Origin of the sequence: Microbulbifer taiwanensis, from assembly GCF_014904815.1 — a bacterium.
Classification (GTDB): domain Bacteria; phylum Pseudomonadota; class Gammaproteobacteria; order Pseudomonadales; family Cellvibrionaceae; genus Microbulbifer; species Microbulbifer taiwanensis.
Genome location: NZ_JACZFR010000041.1, coordinates 23,588 through 45,353 on the forward strand (window position 1 = coordinate 23,588; position 21,766 = coordinate 45,353).

Annotated in this window: 12 protein-coding genes; 4 read left to right on the top strand and 8 right to left on the bottom strand. The window is 63.1% G+C overall.

Annotated elements, in window-relative coordinates; all coding sequences use genetic code 11:
- Window positions 1-61: 61 nt before the first annotated feature.
- Together IG627_RS15105 and tilS are read right to left on the bottom strand one after the other, a co-directional pair.
- Window positions 62-1,696, bottom strand: a complete 1,635-nt coding sequence (locus tag IG627_RS15105; protein WP_193193222.1) for a CTP synthase — start codon at window positions 1,694-1,696, stop codon at window positions 62-64.
- Between the two features lie 182 nt (window positions 1,697-1,878).
- A complete protein-coding gene (gene tilS, locus IG627_RS15110) occupies window positions 1,879-3,162 on the bottom strand; it encodes a tRNA lysidine(34) synthetase TilS (RefSeq protein ID WP_319024581.1) in 1,284 nt (427 codons plus the stop codon).
- A gap of 166 nt (window positions 3,163-3,328) precedes the next feature.
- Here tilS and IG627_RS15115 point away from each other — a divergent pair, with 166 nt between their 5' ends.
- Window positions 3,329-4,237, top strand: a complete 909-nt coding sequence (locus IG627_RS15115) for a DegV family protein (protein ID WP_193193223.1) — start codon at window positions 3,329-3,331, stop codon at window positions 4,235-4,237.
- A 132-nt stretch (window positions 4,238-4,369) separates the two neighbouring features.
- On the opposite strand, the gene IG627_RS15120 is transcribed toward IG627_RS15115, so the two are convergent.
- From IG627_RS15120 to IG627_RS15145, 6 genes are all read right to left on the bottom strand, one after another.
- A complete protein-coding gene (locus IG627_RS15120; RefSeq protein ID WP_193193224.1) occupies window positions 4,370-5,326 on the bottom strand; it encodes an acetyl-CoA carboxylase carboxyltransferase subunit alpha in 957 nt (318 codons plus the stop codon).
- 165 nt (window positions 5,327-5,491) lie between these two features.
- Entirely contained in the window at window positions 5,492-9,013 is a 3,522-nt protein-coding gene (gene dnaE, locus IG627_RS15125; protein WP_193193225.1) for a DNA polymerase III subunit alpha, read from the bottom strand.
- 97 nt (window positions 9,014-9,110) lie between these two features.
- Window positions 9,111-9,326, bottom strand: coding sequence for a DUF1289 domain-containing protein (locus tag IG627_RS15130; RefSeq protein ID WP_193193226.1), 216 nt, complete (start codon window positions 9,324-9,326; stop codon window positions 9,111-9,113).
- Complete coding sequence (locus IG627_RS15135) at window positions 9,323-9,856, bottom strand: gamma carbonic anhydrase family protein (protein WP_193193227.1); 534 nt, start codon at window positions 9,854-9,856, stop codon at window positions 9,323-9,325. The genes IG627_RS15130 and IG627_RS15135 overlap by 4 nt, the downstream gene beginning before the upstream one ends.
- A 151-nt stretch (window positions 9,857-10,007) precedes the next feature.
- Window positions 10,008-10,505: a methylated-DNA--[protein]-cysteine S-methyltransferase gene (locus IG627_RS15140; protein WP_193193228.1), complete on the bottom strand. Its 498-nt coding sequence runs from the start codon at window positions 10,503-10,505 to the stop codon at window positions 10,008-10,010.
- Window positions 10,502-12,010 carry an AlkA N-terminal domain-containing protein gene (locus IG627_RS15145; RefSeq protein ID WP_193193229.1) on the bottom strand — a complete coding sequence of 503 codons (1,509 nt, stop codon included), beginning with the start codon at window positions 12,008-12,010 and terminating at the stop codon, window positions 10,502-10,504. Before IG627_RS15145 ends, IG627_RS15140 begins: the two co-directional genes overlap by 4 nt.
- Before the next feature lie 484 nt (window positions 12,011-12,494).
- On the opposite strand from IG627_RS15145, the gene IG627_RS15150 reads away from it, so the two are divergent.
- The 3 genes from IG627_RS15150 to IG627_RS15160 all read left to right on the top strand — a co-directional run bounded on the left by IG627_RS15150 (window position 12,495) and on the right by IG627_RS15160 (window position 21,650).
- Window positions 12,495-16,871, top strand: a complete 4,377-nt coding sequence (locus IG627_RS15150) for a thrombospondin type 3 repeat-containing protein (RefSeq protein ID WP_193193251.1) — start codon at window positions 12,495-12,497, stop codon at window positions 16,869-16,871.
- Between the two features lie 382 nt (window positions 16,872-17,253).
- Window positions 17,254-19,653 carry a thrombospondin type 3 repeat-containing protein gene (locus IG627_RS15155; RefSeq protein WP_226865217.1) on the top strand — a complete coding sequence of 800 codons (2,400 nt, stop codon included), beginning with the start codon at window positions 17,254-17,256 and terminating at the stop codon, window positions 19,651-19,653.
- 380 nt (window positions 19,654-20,033) lie between these two features.
- Window positions 20,034-21,650, top strand: a complete 1,617-nt coding sequence (locus IG627_RS15160; RefSeq protein WP_193193231.1) for a thrombospondin type 3 repeat-containing protein — start codon at window positions 20,034-20,036, stop codon at window positions 21,648-21,650.
- The last annotated feature ends 116 nt before the right edge of the window (window positions 21,651-21,766 follow it).

Below are 21,766 nucleotides of genomic sequence, written 5' to 3' on the forward strand. Positions count from 1 at the left end.
GCCCTCTCCCGGGTGCAGGAGAGGTTGATCAATTTCGCCTGTGGACAGGCATCCTATACGGTTAGCCCTGCTTGTCGTGCTGATTCATCGCCGCAGCGACAAAACTCTCGAACAGCGGGTGGCCGTCGCGCGGCGTGGAGGTGAACTCCGGGTGGAACTGGCAGGCCACGAACCAGGGGTGCTGCGGCAGTTCCACCATTTCCACCAGCGTGTCGTCCGCGGACCAGCCACCAATCTTGAGGCCGGCCTGCTGCAGGCGATCGACATAGTTGTTGTTCACTTCGTAGCGGTGGCGGTGGCGCTCGACGATGACGTCGGAGCCGTAGATGTCCCGCGCCTTGCTGTCTTTGGCCAGGCGGCACTCCTGGCCACCGAGGCGCATGGTGCCGCCCAGGTCTGATTGCTCATCGCGCTTCTCGACCTTACCCTCGCTATCGATCCATTCGGTGATCAGGCCGATGACCGGGTGCGCCGTATTGATGTCGAACTCGGTGCTGTTGGCATCCTTCAGGCCCAGCACGTTGCGTGCGTATTCGATGACCACTGACTGCAGGCCCAGACAGATACCGAGGAACGGAATATTGTTCTCGCGCGCATAGCGCACCGCTTCCAACTTGCCTTCCAGGCCGCGTTCGCCGAAACCGCCGGGCACCAGTATCGCATCGGCATCCCTGATCAACTCGATGCCGTTTTCGCCCTCGACGTCTTCCGCGTTGATAAAGTCGATATCCACCTTGCAGCGGTGCTTGATGCCGGCATGGGTCAGGGATTCGATCAGGGACTTGTAGGCGTCCAGCAGTTCCATGTACTTGCCGACCATGGCAATTTTCACCTGGTGCTGCGGATTTAGCTTGCCGTCCACGACCTGGTCCCACTCGGACAGGTCCGGGACATCGCACTCCAGCTGCAGTTTGTCGACGACGATATCGTCGAGACCGTAGCTGTGCAGCAGGCGCGGCACACTGTAGATGGTCTTGGCATCCGGCAACGGCACCACTGCGCGCTCTTCCACATTGGTGAACAGCGCTATCTTGCGGCGGGAATCTTCGTCAATCTCGCGCTCTGAGCGGCACAACAGGATGTCCGGTTGCAGGCCGATGGAGCGCAGTTCCTTGACCGAGTGCTGGGTCGGCTTGGTTTTGGTCTCGCCGGCAGTGGCGATATAGGGCACATAGCTCAGGTGAATCAGCAGGGCGCGGTTCAGCCCCATCTCCACGCGCAGCTGGCGCACGGACTCCAGGAACGGCTGGGACTCGATATCGCCCACGGTACCGCCGATCTCGACGATGGCCACATCCACGTCGCGACCGCCCTCAATTACGCGGCGCTTGATCTCGTCGGTGATATGCGGGATTACCTGTACTGTGCCACCCAGGTAGTCGCCGCGGCGCTCCTTGCGCAGCACGGTTTCGTAGACACGGCCGGTGGTGAAGTTGTTGCGCTTGGACATACGCGTGCGGATAAAGCGCTCGTAGTGGCCCAGGTCCAGATCCGTCTCGGCGCCATCTTCGGTCACATAGACCTCGCCGTGCTGGAAGGGACTCATGGTACCCGGGTCCACATTGATATAGGGATCCAGCTTCAGGATGGTGACCTTGAGGCCACGGGCCTCGAGAATGGCGGCCAGGGAGGCGGAGGCGATACCTTTCCCCAATGAGGAAACCACGCCACCAGTGACAAAAATATAGCGCGTCATGCAAAACCTTGGTCAGTTGAATGCCCGATGGAATCGGGTGCGGGGCTGGCCCGGGCGGACTCTCCTGATACACAGCCTGGAGGCTGCTCCTGCCCGTCCCGGTGCCTTTGAGATGGGACACCAGACTACCAGAAAGGCGCCTCCTGCTCAATCGAAAATCCGCCCCGGGACTTACACGCCAATCACTCGCAGGCCCCGCCATAGCGCCATTTGAGCGATCCTGCAAGCCCCTCCCGACACTGAAACAAATCGCCCACAGAGACCAGCTGCTCGCCCTGGTACACCAGCGGCACCCGGTCGCGGAGCCAGGGCTCCAGGGCGGCCTCCTGCAGCAGTTTTTTCAGCGTCTGCGAGCGGCTCCGCCCCACCGGCTTAGCGCGCTCACCGCCGCGGCGGAACCGGACCCGGTAGCGCCCTTCCGGCCAACCGGGTCCGGCACAGAGTTCCCAGCTCCCGGGCAGCTGCAGGCAGCCGCTCCCACCCCAGTGCCACTCTCCCCTCTCCGGTTGCGCCGGCAAGGGCGGTGTCAGGAAGAGACGCTCGCGAAAGCGGCGCGCCACCATGCCGCCGAGCGCGACAGCCATACGCCTGTCGCCTGCAGCCTGCAGCGCCTGGGCCAGGGCCTGCTGCAGGTGCGCCGCCTCGGGCATATCGCCGCCGCAGCCCGCCAACCAGCGGCGTATCAGGTTCTTCTGCCTGCGCTCAGGCAAATGCCGCAGCGAGCCGAGATCGATACTCTCGCCGAAGCGCTCGCGGCGCCTGCCGCACGATATCAGGTCTGCCTCACCCAAATCCCCGAGCAGCTCGGCGGCCTCGCGCAGGTTAGCTGACGCCCGCACCACCCGCTCGCGCAGCGGCCAGCGCTCGCTCAGCAGAGGCAACACAGTCGCGCGCAGGTAATTGCGGTCCAGGGACTGGTCCGCATTGCTCTCGTCGTCGATCCAGGTCAGCCTGTGTTCGCGCGCATAACCCTCCAACTGAGTGCGGCCGACGCCGAGCAGCGGCCGCAACACCGTCGCGCCACCTATCGGGCGGGCATCCGCCATGGCCGCCAACCCCAGGGCTCCGGCGCCGCGCAACAGGCGCAGAAAGAAGGTTTCCACCTGGTCGTCGCCATGCTGGGCCAGCAGCAGCTGGTCCCCCGACTGCAGCAAATCCTCGAACACACTGTAACGGGCCGCGCGCGCGGCCTGCTCCAGGCCGCTGCCATCGCTCTGCACCTGCACATTTCGGGTACAAAAGGGCACCCCCAGGGATTCGGCCACGGCGGCGCAGTGCGCCTGCCAGGCATCGGCATTGGCAGACAGGCCGTGGTGGACATGGACGGCCCGCAGCTCAACACCCTGCCCGCACAACAGGTGCAACAGCACGGTGGAGTCGAGACCGCCGCTGTACCCCAGCCAGCGTACGCCATTACAGGAACGGCGCGAAACCGCTTCGCCGACTCTGGCTATCCAATCGTTCACTATTTTCTCTTTAAAAAGGTGTCGGTTTTGTTTAACGGGTACGGATCGCGAATCCGCGCAGCTAATACATTTGTACCATTTTGCTCTGTCGCCCCCAGATGCCAGGTGATAAATTTGCCGCCCCGAAATTGACCCAATTCAAAGTTGTACAAAATAAGAGCACTCAATGGTCCAGTTAATTGTAGATTCCGGATGTGACCTGCCGGATGATTTCCTGCGCAAATTTGCCATTCCCGTACTTCCGCACGCTGTCGCTGTCGGCGATGACGCCTTCGGCGATCAGCGCAATCCGGCCAAGATGAACCACTTCTACTCCATGTCCCTGGTCGACCGCTCGCGCCAGATAGTCACAGGGCCGGCGCCCACGGACGAGATAGGCTCCATCCTGAGGGGCCTGGTCGCCAAGGGCTGCAAAGACATAGTGGTACAGACCATCAACGGTACCAACAGCCCCACCTACAAAAATGCCCGCACCGCCGCGCGGGTGCTGCGCAACAGCGACGACGTCGGTGACGATGTGACGATACACACCGTCGATTCGCGCACGCTTTTCTCCGGCCAGGGCCTGCTAGCACTCTACTCGCTGATGCTGATCCGCAGGGGGCTGAGCGGCACCGAAGTGGCGGACAAGGCGGAAGACTTCAGCCGCTGGATTCACGGCTATGCCGCAATCAAGGACGTCTATTATGTGCGCGAGCGGGCGCGCAGCAAGAATGAAAACAGCATCAGCTGGTTCAAGGCCACCGCCGCCCGCCACCTGGACCTGCACCCGATACTGTCGATGCACCGCGATGGCAGCACCGTAACCGATACGGTGCGTGGCTACGACAACTGCACCGAGGCACTGTTCAAGCTGGCGATCGACAGGATCCGTGCCGGGGGACTCAGGGTGCCGATGGTGGTGGTGAGTATTGCCGGCAAGCTGGAGGATCTGCCGAAGGCGCCGGGCTTTGCGGAACTGGAACAGGTGGCCGGGGAGCACAATGTGAAGGTCTACCGCTCGGTGATGAGCCTGTCTGGCGGTATCAATCTGGGGCCGGGGACTGTAGCGCTGGCGTTCGCCTCGAAGGCGTAGAGCGGAAGCCCTGGGGGGCGGACACCTGGTTCGCCCCTGACAGTAGAGGCCGGAAGGATGCGCCCTGCGCACCGCCGAGCCCGAATGGTGCGCACTGCGCACCCTACGACAGCCCCTCCCGAGTCCCCTTTATCAGGAAGCGATATTGCCGTAACTCATCAGGCGCTGATAACGCTTCTCCAGCAGCTCGTCGATGGGCACATTGCGCAGCTGGTCCAGCTGCTCGCTGAGGCGCTCCTGCAGGCGTGCGGCCATGGTGTCCGGATCGCGGTGGGCGCCGCCGAGCGGTTCCTCGATGGTCTCGTCGACGATACCCAGCTCCTCCAGCACACTGGAGGTCACCCCCATGGCCTCGGCTGCCAGCGGTGCCTTTTCCACGGTTTTCCAGATAATGTTGGCGCAGCCTTCAGGGGAAATCACGAAGTAGGTGGAGTACTGCAGCATATTCAGCTGGTCACCGACGCCAATGGCCAGCGCGCCGCCGGAGGAACCCTCACCGATCACGGTGCAGATGATCGGTGTACGCAGGCGCGACATCACCGCCAGGTTCTGGGCGATGGCTTCACTGATACCGCGCTCCTCGCTGTCGATACCCGGATAGGCCCCGGGCGTGTCGATCAGGGTCAGCACCGGCATCTTGAAGCGCTCGGCCATCTCCATGATGCGCAGGGCCTTGCGGTAGCCCTCCGGCTTGGGCATGCCGAAGTTGCGCGCCACCTTCTCATTCACGGAGCGGCCCTTCTCCTCGCCGATCACCGCCACCGGTTTGCCGTCCAGGCGCGCAATCCCGGAAATAATGGCCTTGTCGTCACCGAAGTGGCGATCGCCGTGCAGCTCGTCCCAGTCGGTGAAGATGCGTTCGATATAGTCCTTGGAATAGGGGCGCTGCGGGTGGCGCGCCACCTGCACCACCTGCCAGGGGGTCAGGTTGGAATAGATGGATTCGGTCAGGCTCTGGCTCTTTTCCCGCAGGCGGGCGACTTCGTCGGCGATATTCAGGTCGACATCGTCACCCACATGCTGCAGCTCTTTTATCTTGCCTTCCAGTTCAGCAATCGGCTGTTCAAACTCGAGAAAATTGAAATTCATGAAATCCGCGCCTTGAAAAACTTATCGGGACCCGGGAGCGCTGAGCCTTGGATGGAGCACTGAAGGCCCCGGCTGCAGCTCGCAGGCCCCCGGCCCGCCCCGTCAACTGTCGATTTAAAATGGCGGCTAGCTTACCTATATAGAACTGGCTAGTCGAGCCTGCCTTTACCTATTCCGCTCAGTGTAGTTGAGCGTTACCCGCTCTCTGCCGAGCAGTTCACGCAATGACTGCACAAGCTGGTCGTTCGGCTCCACCTTCCACTCGGGCGGCAGCTTATAGGTACCGCGGGCATCGCTGCGCAGCACTTCCAGGCTGACGCCGCAGTTACCCCCGGTATAGGGCTGCAGGCAGGCGGCCAGGCGCCTGGCCAGTCCCGGCGTCGCCGCGGCGCTGTCCAGTTGCAGCCGCACTCCGGTCACGCTGCCCTGGCGCAGGTCGTCCAGGGTGGAGACGCCGTTGACGGTCATCTTCAGGCCACCGCTGTAATCGTCGTGGGCAACCGGGCCGTCCAGTACCAGCAGTGAATCCTTTGCCAGCTTCTCGCGGTGTTCACCGAAGGCCTCGCTGAACACCGCCGCCTCAATGCGGCCGCTGCGGTCGTCCAGGGTGACGATCGCCATGGTATCGCCGCGCTTGGTTTTCATCACCCGCATGGCCACAACCAGGCCGGCCACCTTCTGGGATTCGCGCCCGGGTTTCAGGTCGGCGATGCGCGCCTTCACCAGATGCTTGAGCTCATCCTCATACTCGTCGATCGGATGACCGGTGAGATACAGGCCGAGGGTGTTCTTCTCGCCCTCCAATCGCTCGCGGATACTCCAGGGACGGGCGCGGCGGAAATCCGCGTAGACGTCGCCGTCGGCTGCCCGGGGCACCACCTCGCCGAAAAGATCCATCATGCCGGCGCTGGCATTGGCGGCCTGCTGCTCGGCGGCCTTCACTGCCTCATCCAGGGCGTTGAACATGACAGCACGGGAGTAGTTGAGACCATCGGCGCCCTCGGCACCGGGACCAATGCTATCCAGGGCGCCGGAGCGCACCAGCGCCTCCAGGGCGCGCTTGTTGACCTTGCGCGGATCTATCCTGGAGCAGAAATCGAACAGATCGGTGAAGGGGCCGCTGTCCCGGCGCACCGCAATGATATTCTCGATCGGTCCCTCGCCCAGCCCCTTGATAGCGCCGAGGCCGTAGATGATGCGCTTGTCCACATCCACCGAGAACTGGTAACTGCCCAGGTTTACGTCCGGGGGCACCAGGTCCAGCTCCATGGCCCGGCACTCTTCGATAAAGGTCACCACCTTGTCGGTCTTGTCCATGTCCGAGGACATGGTGGCGGCCATAAACTGTGCCGGGTAGTGCGCCTTGAGCCAGGCGGTCTGATAGGACACCAGGGCGTAGGCGGCGGAGTGGGATTTGTTGAAGCCGTAGCCGGCGAACTTCTCCACCAGGTCGAAGATCTTGATCGCCAGTTCCGGGTCAACGCCCTGCTCTTTCGCGCCCTGCTCGAAGGTGCTGCGCTGCTTGGCCATCTCCTCCGGCTTTTTCTTACCCATGGCCCGGCGCAGCATATCCGCACCGCCGAGGGTGTAGCCGGCCAGCTCCTGGGCGATCTGCATCACCTGTTCCTGGTAGACGATCACCCCGTAGGTGGGCTCCAGGATCGGCTTCAATTTCTCGTGCTGGTACTTGGCATCCGGATAGGCCACCTGGGCGCGGCCGTGCTTGCGGTTGATAAAGTCGTCCACCATGCCCGACTGCAGCGGGCCCGGGCGGAACAGGGCCACCAGGGCGATCATGTCCTCGAGGTTGTCCGGCTGCAGGCGCTTGATCAGGTCCTTCATACCGCGGGATTCCAGCTGGAACACCGCGGTGGTCTCGGCCCGCTTGATCATCTTGAAGGTTTCGCCATCGTCCAGCGGCAGCGCCTCGATGACCAGCGGCTCCACGCCCTCGCGCGCGCGCTGCTCGTCCACCATGACCTTGGCCCAGTCGATGATGGTCAGGGTGCGCAGGCCGAGGAAGTCGAACTTCACCAGGCCCGCGTCTTCCACGTCGTTCTTGTCGAACTGGGTCACCAGGCCCGCGCCCGTCTCGTCGCAGTACAGCGGCGCGAAGTCGGTCAATTTGGTCGGCGCTATCACCACGCCACCGGCGTGCTTGCCGACGTTGCGCGATACGCCCTCGAGCTGCTGGGCCATCTCCCAGATTTCCTGGCCCTCCTCGTCAGTCTCGAGGAATTCCCGCAGCACCTCCTCCTGTTCGAAGGCCTTCTCCAGGGTCATGCCCGGGTCCGGCGGAATCATTTTGGAGAGCTTGTCGGCCAGGCCATAGGACTTGCCCTGCACCCGCGCCACGTCGCGCACCACTGCCTTGGCGGCCATGGTGCCGAAGGTGATGATCTGGCTCACCGCCTGGCGGCCGTAGTTGTCGGCCACATAGCCGATCACCCGGTCGCGCTTCTCCATGCAGAAGTCGACGTCGAAGTCGGGCATGGAGACCCGCTCCGGGTTCAGGAAGCGCTCGAACAGCAGGTCGTACTGCAGCGGATCCAGGTCGGTAATATCCAGCGAGTAAGCCACCAGGGAGCCGGCACCGGAACCCCGCCCCGGCCCCACCGGGATATCGTGGTCCTTGGCCCACTGGATAAAGTCCATCACGATCAGGAAGTAACCGGGGAAGCCCATCTGGCAGATGATATCCAGCTCGAAACGCAGGCGATCCTCGTAGACCTTGCGCCGCTCGGCGTAATCCGGCGCGGCCTTGTCGAGGATTTTATCCAGGCGGCGCTCCAGGCCCTCGAAGGAGACCTTCTCGAAGAACTGGTCCTCGGTCATGCCCTCGGGGATCGGGTACTCCGGCAGGAAGTACTTGCCCAGCTGGATGGGGGCCGAACAGCGCTTCGCTATCTCTACGGTGTTGTGCAGGGCTTCGGGAATGTCCGCGAACAGCTCCCACATTTCTTCCGGTGTGCGGAAATACTGCTCCGGCGAATAGCGCCGCTCGCGGCGGGGGTCATCCAGGGTGCGGCCATCGTGAATACAGACGCGCACCTCGTGGGCCTCGAATTCGCTCTCCTCGAGAAAACGCACATCGTTGGTGGCCACCACCGGCAGTTCCAGTTGCTGGGCCAGGCTGACGGCCCCGTGCAGGTATTCCTCGTCGCCCTGGCGGCCGGTACGCTGCAATTCGAGGTAGTAGCGGCCCGGAAACAGTCGCGCCCAGTCGCTGGCCAGTTCTTCTGCCTGCTGCCTGCGCCCGGCGATCAACGCGCGGCCCACATCGCCGTACTTGGCGCCGGACAGCATCAGCACGCCTTCGCTGTAGTCTTTCAACCACTCGCGCTTCACATAGGCGTTGCCGTGGTACTGCCCTTCCATCCAGGCGCGGGAGATCAGCTCGGTGATATTGCGGTAGCCATCGCCATTCATCGCGAAAAGGGTGATCAGCGTCGGCTTGTCCTCGCCGCCCTCGCTGAGCCAGAAATCCGCGCCGGTGACCGGTTTGATACCGGCGCCGAGACAAGCCTTGTAGAACTTGATCTGGCCGTAGAAGTTGGTCTGGTCGGTGAGTGCCAGCGCCGGCATCTGCAGCTCTTGCGCGCGCGCCACCAGCGGCTTGACGCGCACCAGGCCGTCGATCAGGGAGAATTCCGAGTGGACTCTTAAATGGACAAAGGGTTGGGTCATATTTCTTTTGATTCTTGGCAATCAACCCTGTAGGAGCGGCGGGGCGGCCATCCGCCCATGGTCGCCCCGCCGCTCCTACAAGGTATCCTTGGAAAAATTACCAGATGCGGCCCCTCTGCCGCGCGCGCTCGGTGCATTCTTTCAGGACCGCGCGGCGCTCATCGTTGCTCATGGTGCCCCAGCGGCTGATCTCCATGCCGCTGCGGAAACAGCCCTCGCAGATATCCTGCATATTCAATGCACACACGGAAATGCACGGAGACTTTACCGGCTTTTCGGCCGGTGGATCGACCTTGAGCGCTTTGACTGTCATTGGGGCTCAGCTACCGGTGCCAGCTCTTCGGCAAACCGCTTGCCGTTGGCCGCGTAGTGATCGCTGCTGGCCTTGAGCAGCTCGAAGGTGGATTCGTCGAGGGTCTTGACTACCTTGCCGGGACTGCCGAGCACCATCGAGTAGTCGGGGATCTCGGCATTCTCGGTAACCAGCGCATTGGCGCCGATAATGCAGCACTTGCCGATCTTTGCCCCGTTTAGCACCACCGCATTGATACCGATCAGGCTGTAATCACCGATACTGCAGCCGTGCAGCATCACCTTGTGGCCGACGGTCACACCGGTGCCGATGGTCAGGGGAATACCCGGGTCCGTGTGCAGCACAGCGCTGTCCTGCACATTGCTGTACTCGCCGATGGTGATCAGGTCGCAGTCGCCGCGCACCACGGCATTGAACCAGACAGAGCTGTGACTGAGCATTCGCACATTGCCGACCACCTGGGCCCCGGGCGCTATGTAGTGGCCCTCGCCATCGAGTTGCGGCTGTTTGTCGCCCAGTTTGTACAGCATTTGGCCTCCGGCTCTATGTCGATCAGGCGGGCTATTATCCCGGTCGGAGGCGATTGTGGCTAGGTATGAAATGGCGGGGGTTTGGTGTAGGGATTGGGTGTAGGGGGTTGGGTATAGGAGCCTGCAGGCAGGCTCCTGTGAAATTGGGGAGCTACAGCAGTTCAGCCTGTTGCACGAAGCGGGCGCCCTCCAGTGACAGCAGGCGGGCCTTCATGTCCAGTCCGCCGGCGTAGCCGGTCAGGCTGCCGTCGGACCCAATCACCCGGTGACAGGGAATCACCACCGCGATGCGGTTGGCGCCGTTGGCCCGCGCCACAGCGCGGATGGCCTTCAGGTTGCCGAGCGCCTCCGCCTGCTGGCGGTAGCTGCGGGTCTCACCGTAGGGAATGCGCAGTAATGCGTCCCAGACACGGCGCTGGAATTCGGTGCCGCGGGGGGCCAGCGGCAGGTCGAAGTCGCGGCGCTCGCCGGAGAAGTACTCCTGCAATTGCCGCGCGGCCCTGTCGGTCAGCGGCGAACTGCGGCGCTGCCAGTCCGCCTCGATTGGCAGCGGGCGCTCGCGGTGGAACTCCAGCGCCACCAGCCCCTCTTCGCCCGCCGCTATGCCCACCTCGCCGAAGCGGGTCGGGTAGATTTCATAGGTGATCATTTTGTGTCTCCTGCTGTATCTGTGGCCTTGAGCGACTGCCAGAGCAGTAGTGCCCCATAGGCGCGCCAGGGGCGCCAGTGCTCCGCCCGGGCCAGGGCCTGTTTCGGTTTCGCCTTCTCGCCGTTAGTGCCCAGGGCCTGCAAAATACCCAGGTCCGACGCCGGAAACGCATCCGGCATCGACAGGCCGCGCATGGCGATATATTGCGCCGTCCAGTCGCCGATACCGGGCAGCGCCGTTACCTGCCGGCACCAGTCTTCCAGCTGCGGCTCGGCGAAGTCCACCCGCTCCTCCAGCGTCGCGGTAACAAATTCACGCAGCGTCTGCGCCCGCGCCCGGGTCAGGCCCAGGCCGTCAAACCCTGCGCCGGCGAGCTGCCCGGCGGTCGGGAACAGATGGTGCGTCTCGCCCTCGTCGTCCACGAAAGATTCGCCATGGCGGGCCACCAGGCGCCCGGCGATGGTGGTGGCTGCGGCGACAGAGATCTGCTGGCCGAGGATGGCGCGCAGTGCGTATTCGAACGGATCCCAGGCGCCGGGCAGGCGCACACCCGGTGACACCTGCAGCTGCTCCGCCAGCAGCGGGTCCCGCGCCAGCACGGCCGAGATCTCCTCGGTATCCGCATCTAGGTCGAACAGGCGCCGCAGGCGCTGGTTCAGCAGGTACAGGGCCGCACCGCCGCCCTCGCCACTCACTTCCACCACCAGGCGATTCCTGGCGCCCTGGTCGTACACCCGCATTACACCGCGGAATCCCTCCAGCGCGAAACTGCGCCGGTAGACCTCGCCCTCCACCTGTTCCACGCCCTTCAGCGCCCGCGCGCGGAAGAAATCGAGCAGCCGGGACCAGTCCAGTGGCGGCCGGTAATCCAGGTACAACCGGGTCACTGGCCCCCGGGCAGACGCCGCCACGCCCTCCCGTTTCTCGCGGCGGACCTCTTCCCGGCGCGATTTTTCCCGACGTACTGCCGACGGCGTGCGCTGGTAGATCTGCTTGAATACCCCGTTGAAGCGCCGCAGGCTGTTGAAACCGGCCTCGTAGGCGATATCCGCTACCGGCAGCGCCGTGTCCCGCAGCAGCCTGAAAGCGAACAGCGCCCGCTCCGTCTGCCACACGGCCAGCGGACTGACCCCGAGATGCTCGGCGAACAGCCGTCTCAGATAGCGGCTGCTGACACCCAGGCGCTCCGCCAGCGTCTCCACGGACTGGGCCTCGCGCTCGCTGCGCATCAGCGTCAGTGCCCGCTGCACGGTGGTGGACACCAGCCCCCAGGCCGGGCTGCCCGGCGCCGCGTCCGGCCGGCAGCGCAGGCAGGGACGATAGCCCGCATTCGCCGCCTCGGCCGCAGTCGCGTAATAAATCACATTCTGCTCCAGCGGCGGCCGCGCGGGGCAGATGGGCCGGCAGAAGATGCCGGTCGTCTTAACCGCCGTAAAGAAACAGCCATCGAAACGCCGGTCGCGGGCGAGGCGCGCACTGGAACAGATTGCCGGGTCGAGTTGCACAGGTATCTCCTTCTCTCTGCCCGGCAGTGTAGGGGCATGCGATGCCCCAGACTAGTCAATTTCGGAACTGACTGTGATATTCGAAACCCATTTACTATTAGTCACTTCCGGCATTATCGGCGGAAAATCCTGCCACAATAGGACAAATCCGGCGCCATCGTTTAGACAGTTCCCCGGACATCACCTAAACCTCAATCGCGGACCGGCAGGTTCGCGCCGGGATGCCCCCCGGTTTCTCCCGCCTAGCCGGGAGATCCAACACGGCCAGACAGGGAAGTTGGGCTGTGGTTTACGTGTACATCAGCTGTTTCTGCACCATACCGGCCGGCAAAGCAATCCACTGCTCCGGTCTGGTCGCAGACGTACTGCCAAACCATACCCTCCACATATCCCTGGGTCGCCAAAGAAATCAACGCGCAAAAGAGCTTGTGCCTGGGAGATGTGGTCGATGCACCGATTACTCATTTTATTTTTTGCCCTGGCGATGGCAGTCCTTACGGGCTGTGGCGCCGACGGCAAATCAAACAGAGCGACGGCAGCTGTCGTGGACTCGGATGGAGATACCATCCCCGATTCCAGCGACAACTGCCCGAATACCCCCAACCCCAACCAGAGAGATGTCGACGGCGACGGCGACGGCGACCTCTGCGACAGCGACGACGACGGCGATGGCGTCCTCGACGGCTTCGACAACTGCCACTTCACCCCCAATCCCGATCAGGAGGATTCGGACGGTGATGGCAGGGGCGATGCCTGCGACAACACCAATAACAACGACGATGACGGCGATGGCGTCGACGACGACGAGGACAATTGCCCCAACACCCCCAACCCCGGTCAGGAGGACGAGGATGGCGACGGTGTGGGCGATGCCTGCGACAACGACAGCGACAACGACGGCGTCGACGACGGCGACGACAACTGTCCGGAGACACCCAACGCCGGCCAGGAAGACCAGGACGGCGACGGCATAGGCGATGCCTGTGACGACGACGTGGACGGTGACGGTGTCGACAACGACAGCGACAATTGCCCGCTGGTCGCCAACAACAGCCAGACGGATACCGACGGCGACGGCATCGGCGACGCCTGCGACAACGACAAGGACGGCGACGGCGTAACCAACAGCGGCGACAACTGCCCGCTGACACCGAACCCCGGCCAGGAAGACGCGGACGGCGATGGCATAGGCGACGCCTGTGACAGCGACCGCGACGGCGACGGCGTCGACAACGGTGCGGACAACTGCCCCGACACCGCCAACCCGGACCAGATGGATACCGACGGCGACGGCCTCGGCAACGTCTGTGACAGTGACGACGACGGCGACGGCGTCGATGACGGCAGCGACAACTGTCCGCTGGTGGCCAATGCCGACCAGACCGACACCGACGGAGACGGCATCGGCGACGCCTGCGACAACGACGACGACGGCGATGGTGTCAACGACGGCAGCGATAATTGCCCGCTGGTGGCCAACCCCGGCCAGGAAGACCAGGACGGCGACGGTATTGGCGATGCCTGCGACGACAACTCCGACAGCGATGGCGACGGCGTCGACGACGGTATGGACAACTGCCCGAATACGCCCAATCCCGGCCAGGAGGACACTGACGGCGACGGCATCGGCGATGCCTGCGAAAGTGACACCGACGGCGATGGCGTGGATGACGACAACGACAATTGTCCGACCATACCCAATCCACATCAGACCGACATCGACGGTGATGGTATCGGCGATCAGTGTGACAACGACGATGACGGCGACGGTGTTCCCGACGGCTTCGACAACTGTCACTTCACGCCCAACCCCGACCAGGCGGATCTGGACGACGACGGTATCGGCGACGCCTGCGATAACGACGACGACGGCGACGGCGTTGACGACGGCAGCGACAATTGTCCGGTCGATCCCAACCCGAACCAGAACGACCAGGACGGCGACGGCATCGGTGATGTCTGCGATGACGATATCGACGGCGACGGCGTCAACAACGACGTCGACAACTGCCCGACGACCGCCAACGCCGGCCAGGAAGACCTGGACAGTGACGGTATCGGCGATGCCTGCGACACCGACCTCGACGGGGACGGCGTAGACAACGACAACGACAACTGCCCGCTGGTGGCCAACCCCGGCCAGGAAGACCAGGACGGCGACGGCATCGGCGACGCCTGCGATGACGATGTTGACGGCGACGGCGTGAACAACGACGTCGACAACTGTCCGGTGGTTCCCAACCCGAGCCAGACCGACACCGACGGTGACGGCCAGGGAGACGCCTGCGACAGCGACGACGACGATGACGGCATCGATGACGGCAGCGACAATTGCCCGCTGGTCGACAATCCCGGTCAGGAAGACCAGGACAACGACGGTATCGGCGATGCCTGCGACGACGACTCCGACAGCGACGACGACGGTATCGACGACGGTATGGACAACTGCCCGGCAGTGCCCAATCCCGATCAGACCGACACCGACGGCGATGGCATCGGCGACGCCTGCGACAATGACGACGACGGCGACGGCGTCGACGACGGCCCGGACAACTGCCCGCTGGTGGTTAACCCGAGCCAGACCGACACCGACGGCGACGGCATCGGCGACGCCTGCGACGACGATGACGACAACGACGGCGTCGACGACGGTGACGACAACTGTCCGACTACTGCCAACTCCGACCAGGCCGATACCGACGGCGATGGCGTGGGCGATGCCTGCGACAACGACGACGATGGTGACGGCATCGAGGATGGCAACGACAACTGCCCGCTGATCGCGAATCCCGGTCAGGAAGACCTGGACAACGACGGTATCGGCGATGCCTGCGATGGCGACGATGACGGCGACGGCATCGACGACGTTGCCGACAACTGCCCGCAGGTTCCCAACCCGGACCAGGCGGACGCAGATGGCGACGGCATGGGTAATGCCTGCGACAACGACGACGATAACGACGGCGTTGCCGACGGTATGGACAACTGCCCGCTGGTGCCGAATGCCGACCAGGCAGATGCCGACAACGATGGTGTGGGCGACGCCTGCGACACCGACGACGATAACGACGGTGTTGAAGACGGCAACGACAACTGTCCGCTGCAACCCAATGCAGATCAGGCAGACACCGACGGCGACGGCATCGGTGACGTCTGTGACAGCGACGACGATGGCGATGGTGTGGACGACGACAGTGACAACTGTCCGCTGATTCCCAACGCCGACCAGACCGACACCGACGGCGACGGCATCGGCGACGCCTGCGACGGCGACGACGACGGTGACGGCATCGACGACGGCGCAGACAACTGCCCGCTGGTCGCCAATCCCGGTCAGGAAGACCAGGACAATGACGGCATCGGCGACGCCTGCGACGACGACTCCGACACTGACAACGACGGTGTGGACGACGGTATGGATAACTGCCCGGCAGTTGCCAACCCCGGCCAGGAAGACACCGACGGCGACGGTATCGGTGACGCCTGCGACGACGACGATGACGGCGACGGCGTGAACGACGGCGCGGACAACTGCCCGCTGACGCCGAACGCCGACCAGACCGACACCGACGGCGACGGCCAGGGCAACGCCTGTGACAGCGACGACGACGGTGACGGCGTCGACGATGGCGCGGACAACTGCCCGCTGGTTGCCAACGCCGACCAGACCGACACCGACGGCGATGGCGTGGGCGATGCCTGTGACAGCGACGACGACGGTGACGGCGTCGACGATGGCGCGGACAACTGCCCGCTGGTTGCCAACGCCGATCAGACCGACACCGATGGTGACGGCATGGGCGACGCCTGCGACAGCGACGACGACGGTGACGGCGTCGACGATGGCGCCGACAACTGCCCGCTGGTGCCCAACGGCGACCAGACCGACACCGACGGCGACGGCCTGGGCGACGCCTGTGACAGCGACGACGACGGCGACGGTGTGAACGATGGCGCCGACAACTGTCCGCTGGTCGCCAATCCCGGTCAGGAAGACCAGGACGGCGACGGAATCGGCAATGCCTGCGACGACGATGCCGACGGCGATGGCGTCGACAACGGTGCCGACAACTGCCCGCTGACCCCGAATGCCGACCAGGCAGACGCGGATGGCGACGGCATTGGCGACGCCTGTGACGACGACCTGGATGGCGACGGTATCGACAACGACAGTGACAACTGCCCCGTCGATCCCAACCCGGGCCAGGAAGACCTGGACGGCGACGGTATCGGTGATGTCTGCGACGATGACCGCGACGGCGACGGCGTGGACAACGACGTCGACAACTGCCCGGATATCGCCAACGCGGACCAGACCGACACCGACAACGACGGTATCGGCGATGTGTGCGACCCGGACTTCGCGGCCTGCGGACCCGGTGAGCTGTACGAGCCGATCATCCTGCCGAATGCCAGTGTCGACAGCGGTACCAGCGGTATCTGCCTGCTGTGCTCCGTGAGCAACGACGGCAATGTGATCGATGCGAACCTGGATAACGCAGCGCGTATCTCGGTCCCGGTCGGTGTCGGCGGCAGCGGCTTTGTCCGCGTCACCGACACAGACGAGTCCTACACCGGTACCAACCGTGTGGGCTTCGTGGTCGAGAACCCGGATACGCTGCTGGATCTCTCCCTGTTGCAGACCATCACCATCACCACCCTGCTGAACGGCAGCGTGGTGGACAGCGAGACCGGCGGCAGCCTGCTGGCCCTGAGCCTGCTCGGCGGCGGCGATCGCGGACTGGTGGTGTTTGAGACCAGCGGTGAGTTCAACCAGGTGCAGATCAATGTGGGTGCCCTGGCGGACCTGCTGAACCAGACAGACGTCTATTCAGCCTGCGTCTCCCCGGTAACCCCCTGACGGAAAAGAACGGTTTTACCCGGCCCGCTTTCTGAGCGGGCCAACCCCTGGGCCCCGGCATCTGCCGGGGCTTTTTTGTTATATGGGGACAAAAATAACCAGTGAGACAGTAGCCAATCAAAAATCCGTCATTTTTTTGGACGAAATCCACAAACGCAACTAAACCTTCCCTGACCTTCTGCTTTCCCACCGCAATTTACAGCAGGGTCGCACTGGCATCACACAGGGACGTGTAATGACAGCTGTGCACAGGGCTCACCCGGAATATTTTTCCGGAGCGTCTTGTTATGTCTATCTATTCCTGCCTACCCAGTGTTCATTCACCACACTGAACCACCAACGCAACGTCCATAACACCAAGTTGCGCAACAGGGGTAACGCTATGAATCGCCTTTGTATTCTCATACTGGCCGCAGTGCTGGCAGTGACTGCCGGCTGCGGCTCGAGTAACAAGAGCAGCAGTAATAAACCGGCGGCTACGGCCGACAGCGACACCAACAGTTCCCAATCCGGGGGACCGGCAGACAAAGACAAGGACGGTATCGCCGATAAAAAAGACAACTGCCCGGACAAAAAAAACAAAGACCAGGCGGACCAGGACAAGGACGGTGCGGGCAACGCCTGCGACAGCGATATTGACGGCGACGGTATCGACAACGATCACGACAACTGCCCACTGGTATCCAATCACGACCAGAAGGATACCGATGGCGACGGCGAGGGCGACGCCTGCGATAACGATATCGACGGCGACGGGGTTACCAACTCCAAGGACAACTGCCCCAAGACCGCCAATTCCGACCAGAAAGACAGCGACGGTGACGGCACCGGCGACGCCTGCGACGACCACAACGGGAAAGACAGCGACGGCGACGGCGTCGAGGACAGCGAGGACAACTGCCCTAACACCGCCAACCCGGACCAGAAAGACCTGGACGGCGACGGCGCCGGCAATGCCTGCGATTCCGACGACGACGGTGACGGCGTCGACGACACCATGGACAACTGTCCGCTGACCGCCAACAGCGACCAGTCCGACAGTGACGGCGACGGCATCGGCGATGTCTGCGACAGTGATAGCGACAACGACGGTGTCGACGACAGTGAGGACAACTGCCCCCAAGTGGCCAATCCGGGCCAGGAAGACCAGGACCAGGACGGCATCGGCGACGCCTGTGAGAGCGACGGCGATGGCGACGGCATCGACGACAACGACGACAACTGCCCGCAGACACCCAACCCGCACCAGACAGACACCGACGGCGACGGCGTGGGCGATCAGTGCGATAACGACGACGACGGCGACGGTGTCAACGACGGCGCCGACAACTGCCACTTCACCCCCAACCCGAACCAGGAAGACAGCGACGGCGACGGCATCGGCGACGCCTGCGACACTGGTGACGACAGCGACGGCGACGGTGTGGACGACGGTACCGACAACTGCCCGAATGTGGCCAACCCGGACCAGCTGGACACCGACGGCGACGGTGTAGGCGATGCCTGCGACAACGACGACGATGACGACGGCGTGGACGACGGCAGCGACAACTGCCCGCTGGTGGTCAACCCGGGCCAGGGCGACAACGACGGCGATGGCATCGGCGACGCCTGCGACAACGACGACGACAACGACGGCGTGAACGACGGCGATGACAACTGTCCGCTGGTTGCCAACAGCGACCAGACCGATACCGATAACGACGGACTGGGCAACGCCTGCGATGACGACGACGACGGCGACAATGTCAACGACGGCGATGACAACTGCCCACTGACCCCCAACCCGAACCAGGAAGACCAGGACGGTGACGGTATCGGCGACGCCTGTGACAGCGACTCCGACAGCGATGGCGACGGCATCGACGACGGCAATGACAATTGCCCGAACACCTCCAACCCCAATCAGGAGGACCAGGACGGTGACGGCATCGGCGACGCCTGTGACAACGACATCGACGGCGACGGCGTGGACAACGGCGATGACAATTGCCCGCTGACACCCAACTCGAACCAGGACGACGCCGACAACGATGGTATCGGCGACGCCTGTGACGACGACCTGGACGGAGACGGTGTCGACGACGTCAACGACAACTGCCCGCTGACACCAAACCCGGACCAACTGGACCGTGACGGCGACGGCATCGGCGATGTCTGCGACGACGATCGCGACGGCGACGGCGTCAATAACGACGAGGACAACTGCCCGGATACCGCCAATCCCGGCCAGGAGGACAGCGACGGTGACGGTGTGGGCGATATCTGCGACCCGGACTTCGTGGCCTGTGGTCCCGGCGAGCTGTACGAGCCGATCATCGAACCCAATGCCACCGTGCTCGACGGCGATACCGGTATCTGCCTGTTCTGCACCGTCAACAACGAGGGCAATGTAATCGATGCCAACCTGAACAACGCCGCGCGTATCAGCATTCCGGCCGGCGTATTGGGAGGCAGTGCCTATATCCGCGTGACCGATACAGACACCCTCTATAGCGGCAATCACCGCGCCGGCTTTGTGGTGGAAAACCCGGACACCCTGCTGGACCTGGCCCTGCTGCAGACGATCACCATCAGCACCCTGCTGAACGACGCCGCGGCGGAGAGTGATACCGGTGCGAGCCTGCTTACCTTCAGCCTGCTGAACGGCGGCAATCGCACACTGGTGTCCTTCGATACCAGCCAGGACTTCAATCAGGTGCAGATAAGCCTCGGCGGCCTCGCCAGCCTGTTGAACCAGCTGGATGTCTACTCGGCCTGCGTGGCATCACCCAGCCCCTGACAGATCACCAAGCGGTAATATCCGGCCCGCGAAATTTGCGGGCCAATTCCTGGCCCCGGCATCCGTCGGGGCCTTTTTTATCAGGGGGCCGAAAGTACTGAGAAAGGGCCTGCCGCTCCTTTCCTGCTTACGCAGAATTTCCCGTCTATTTCTTAGACACAAACGAAAACCGCAGCTAAATATAACTATCCAAAGGTAATTCCCAGAATTAACTACCGTTGGTATTTCGGCACACACAGGGACGCGTGTTGACCGCGATACACAGGCTGTGATCCACAGCCAATAAATATTGCAACTCTGCCCTGCTTCTAGGTGCCCTCCGCTATACAGTTTTTTTGATGCAATGCCTCAGGGCACGATTGCACACTCGGGGTAACTCCATGAATCGACTCTTCTCTGCTTTCCTTGTCCTGCTGATTTTTGCCATTGCCGGCTGCGAAGCCGATGTCAAAAAGAACAATTGGCAAAGCAGTCCGGAACAGACGGACAACGGCAACGCGAAAGACGGAACATCGAATAGTGATCGCGACGGGGACGGCGTCGACAACAATGACGACAACTGCCCTGATAACGCCAATGCGGATCAGGCCGACCAGGACAGTGATGGCAGCGGCAATGCGTGCGACGAGGATGCGGACGGAGACAGCGTCGCCAACAGCAATGACAACTGCCAGCTGAGCGCCAACAGTGAACAGGTCGACAGTGATGGCGACGGTGAGGGCGATGCCTGCGACAACGATACCGACGGCGACCAGGTCACCGACTCCCAGGACAACTGCCCCGGAGTTGCCAATGCGCAACAGGAAGACTCGGACAACAACGGCATCGGGGATGCATGCGAACCCGGCGGCGACGCCGATGGCGACGGTGTCGAAGACCACCTCGACAACTGTCCGGACACGCACAATCCGGATCAATTGGACCTGGACTCTGACGGCGCCGGCGACGCCTGCGACAGCGACGACGATGGCGACGGCATAGCCGACGATACGGACAACTGCCCGCGCCAGGCCAACAGCGACCAGACCGACAGCAACGGCGACGGTATCGGCAACGCCTGCAGCAACGACGAAGATGGGGACGGCAGCGAAGACAGGCGCGACAACTGCCCCGCGATTCCCAACCCACTTCAGCACGATACAGACAGCGACGGCGCGGGCGACCTCTGCGATCAGGACGACGATGGCGACGGCGTCGACGACGGGTTTGACAACTGTCAGTTTGCACCCAACCCCGGCCAGGCGGACCAGGACAACAACGGGTTCGGCGATGCCTGCGACGGCGACGCCGATGGCGATGGGGTCGCCGACACAAGCGACAACTGCCCACTGAAACCGAATGCCGATCAACTGGACCTGGATGGCGATAATATCGGCGATGCCTGCAACGGCGATGTGGACAGCGACGGTATCCCCGACACCAGTGACAACTGCCCTTCAATGCAGAATCCAGGCCAGGCCGACGGGGATGGCGATGGCAGTGGCGACGCCTGCGATGAAAACCTGGTGTCCTGCGGCCCCGGGGAGATGTTCGAACCGATACTGCTGCCCCAGGCGAGTGCCAGCAGCAGCGCCATTGCCGAATGCCACTTCTGCTCGGTGGCCGGCGAGGGCAAGCTGATCGACGACAATCCAGCCAACGCCGCGCGTATCACGGCGCCGCTGGGCGCGGCAGGCAGCGCATATGTGCGCATCACCGACATGGACTCGGTGTACAGCGGCGACCACCTGGCCGGCTTTATCGTGGAAAGCCCGCACTCCATATTGGGCCAGCTGGTCATTCAGAGTATCCGTGTGAGCGCCCTGTTGAACGGCCAGGTGGTGGATAGCCTTGCAGGCCAGGATCTGCAGAGTTTCGGTCTGGTGGATGGCAGTCAACGCCGGCTGCTGGCACTCGGGACCAGCGTGGAGTTCAATGAACTGCAGATAGAGCTGGGTGGCCTGGCCCAGATGTTGAATCAGCTGGATGTCTACCAGGCCTGTGTGGCACCGCAGTAGTCAACTTCTGTGGATACTGGAATACTGATCGCGGCCATGGGCCGCTCCTACAGGGAATGGATGTATTCGCCAACCCGGTGTGGCGACGGCAACTTGTAGGAGCGGCGGGGCGGCCA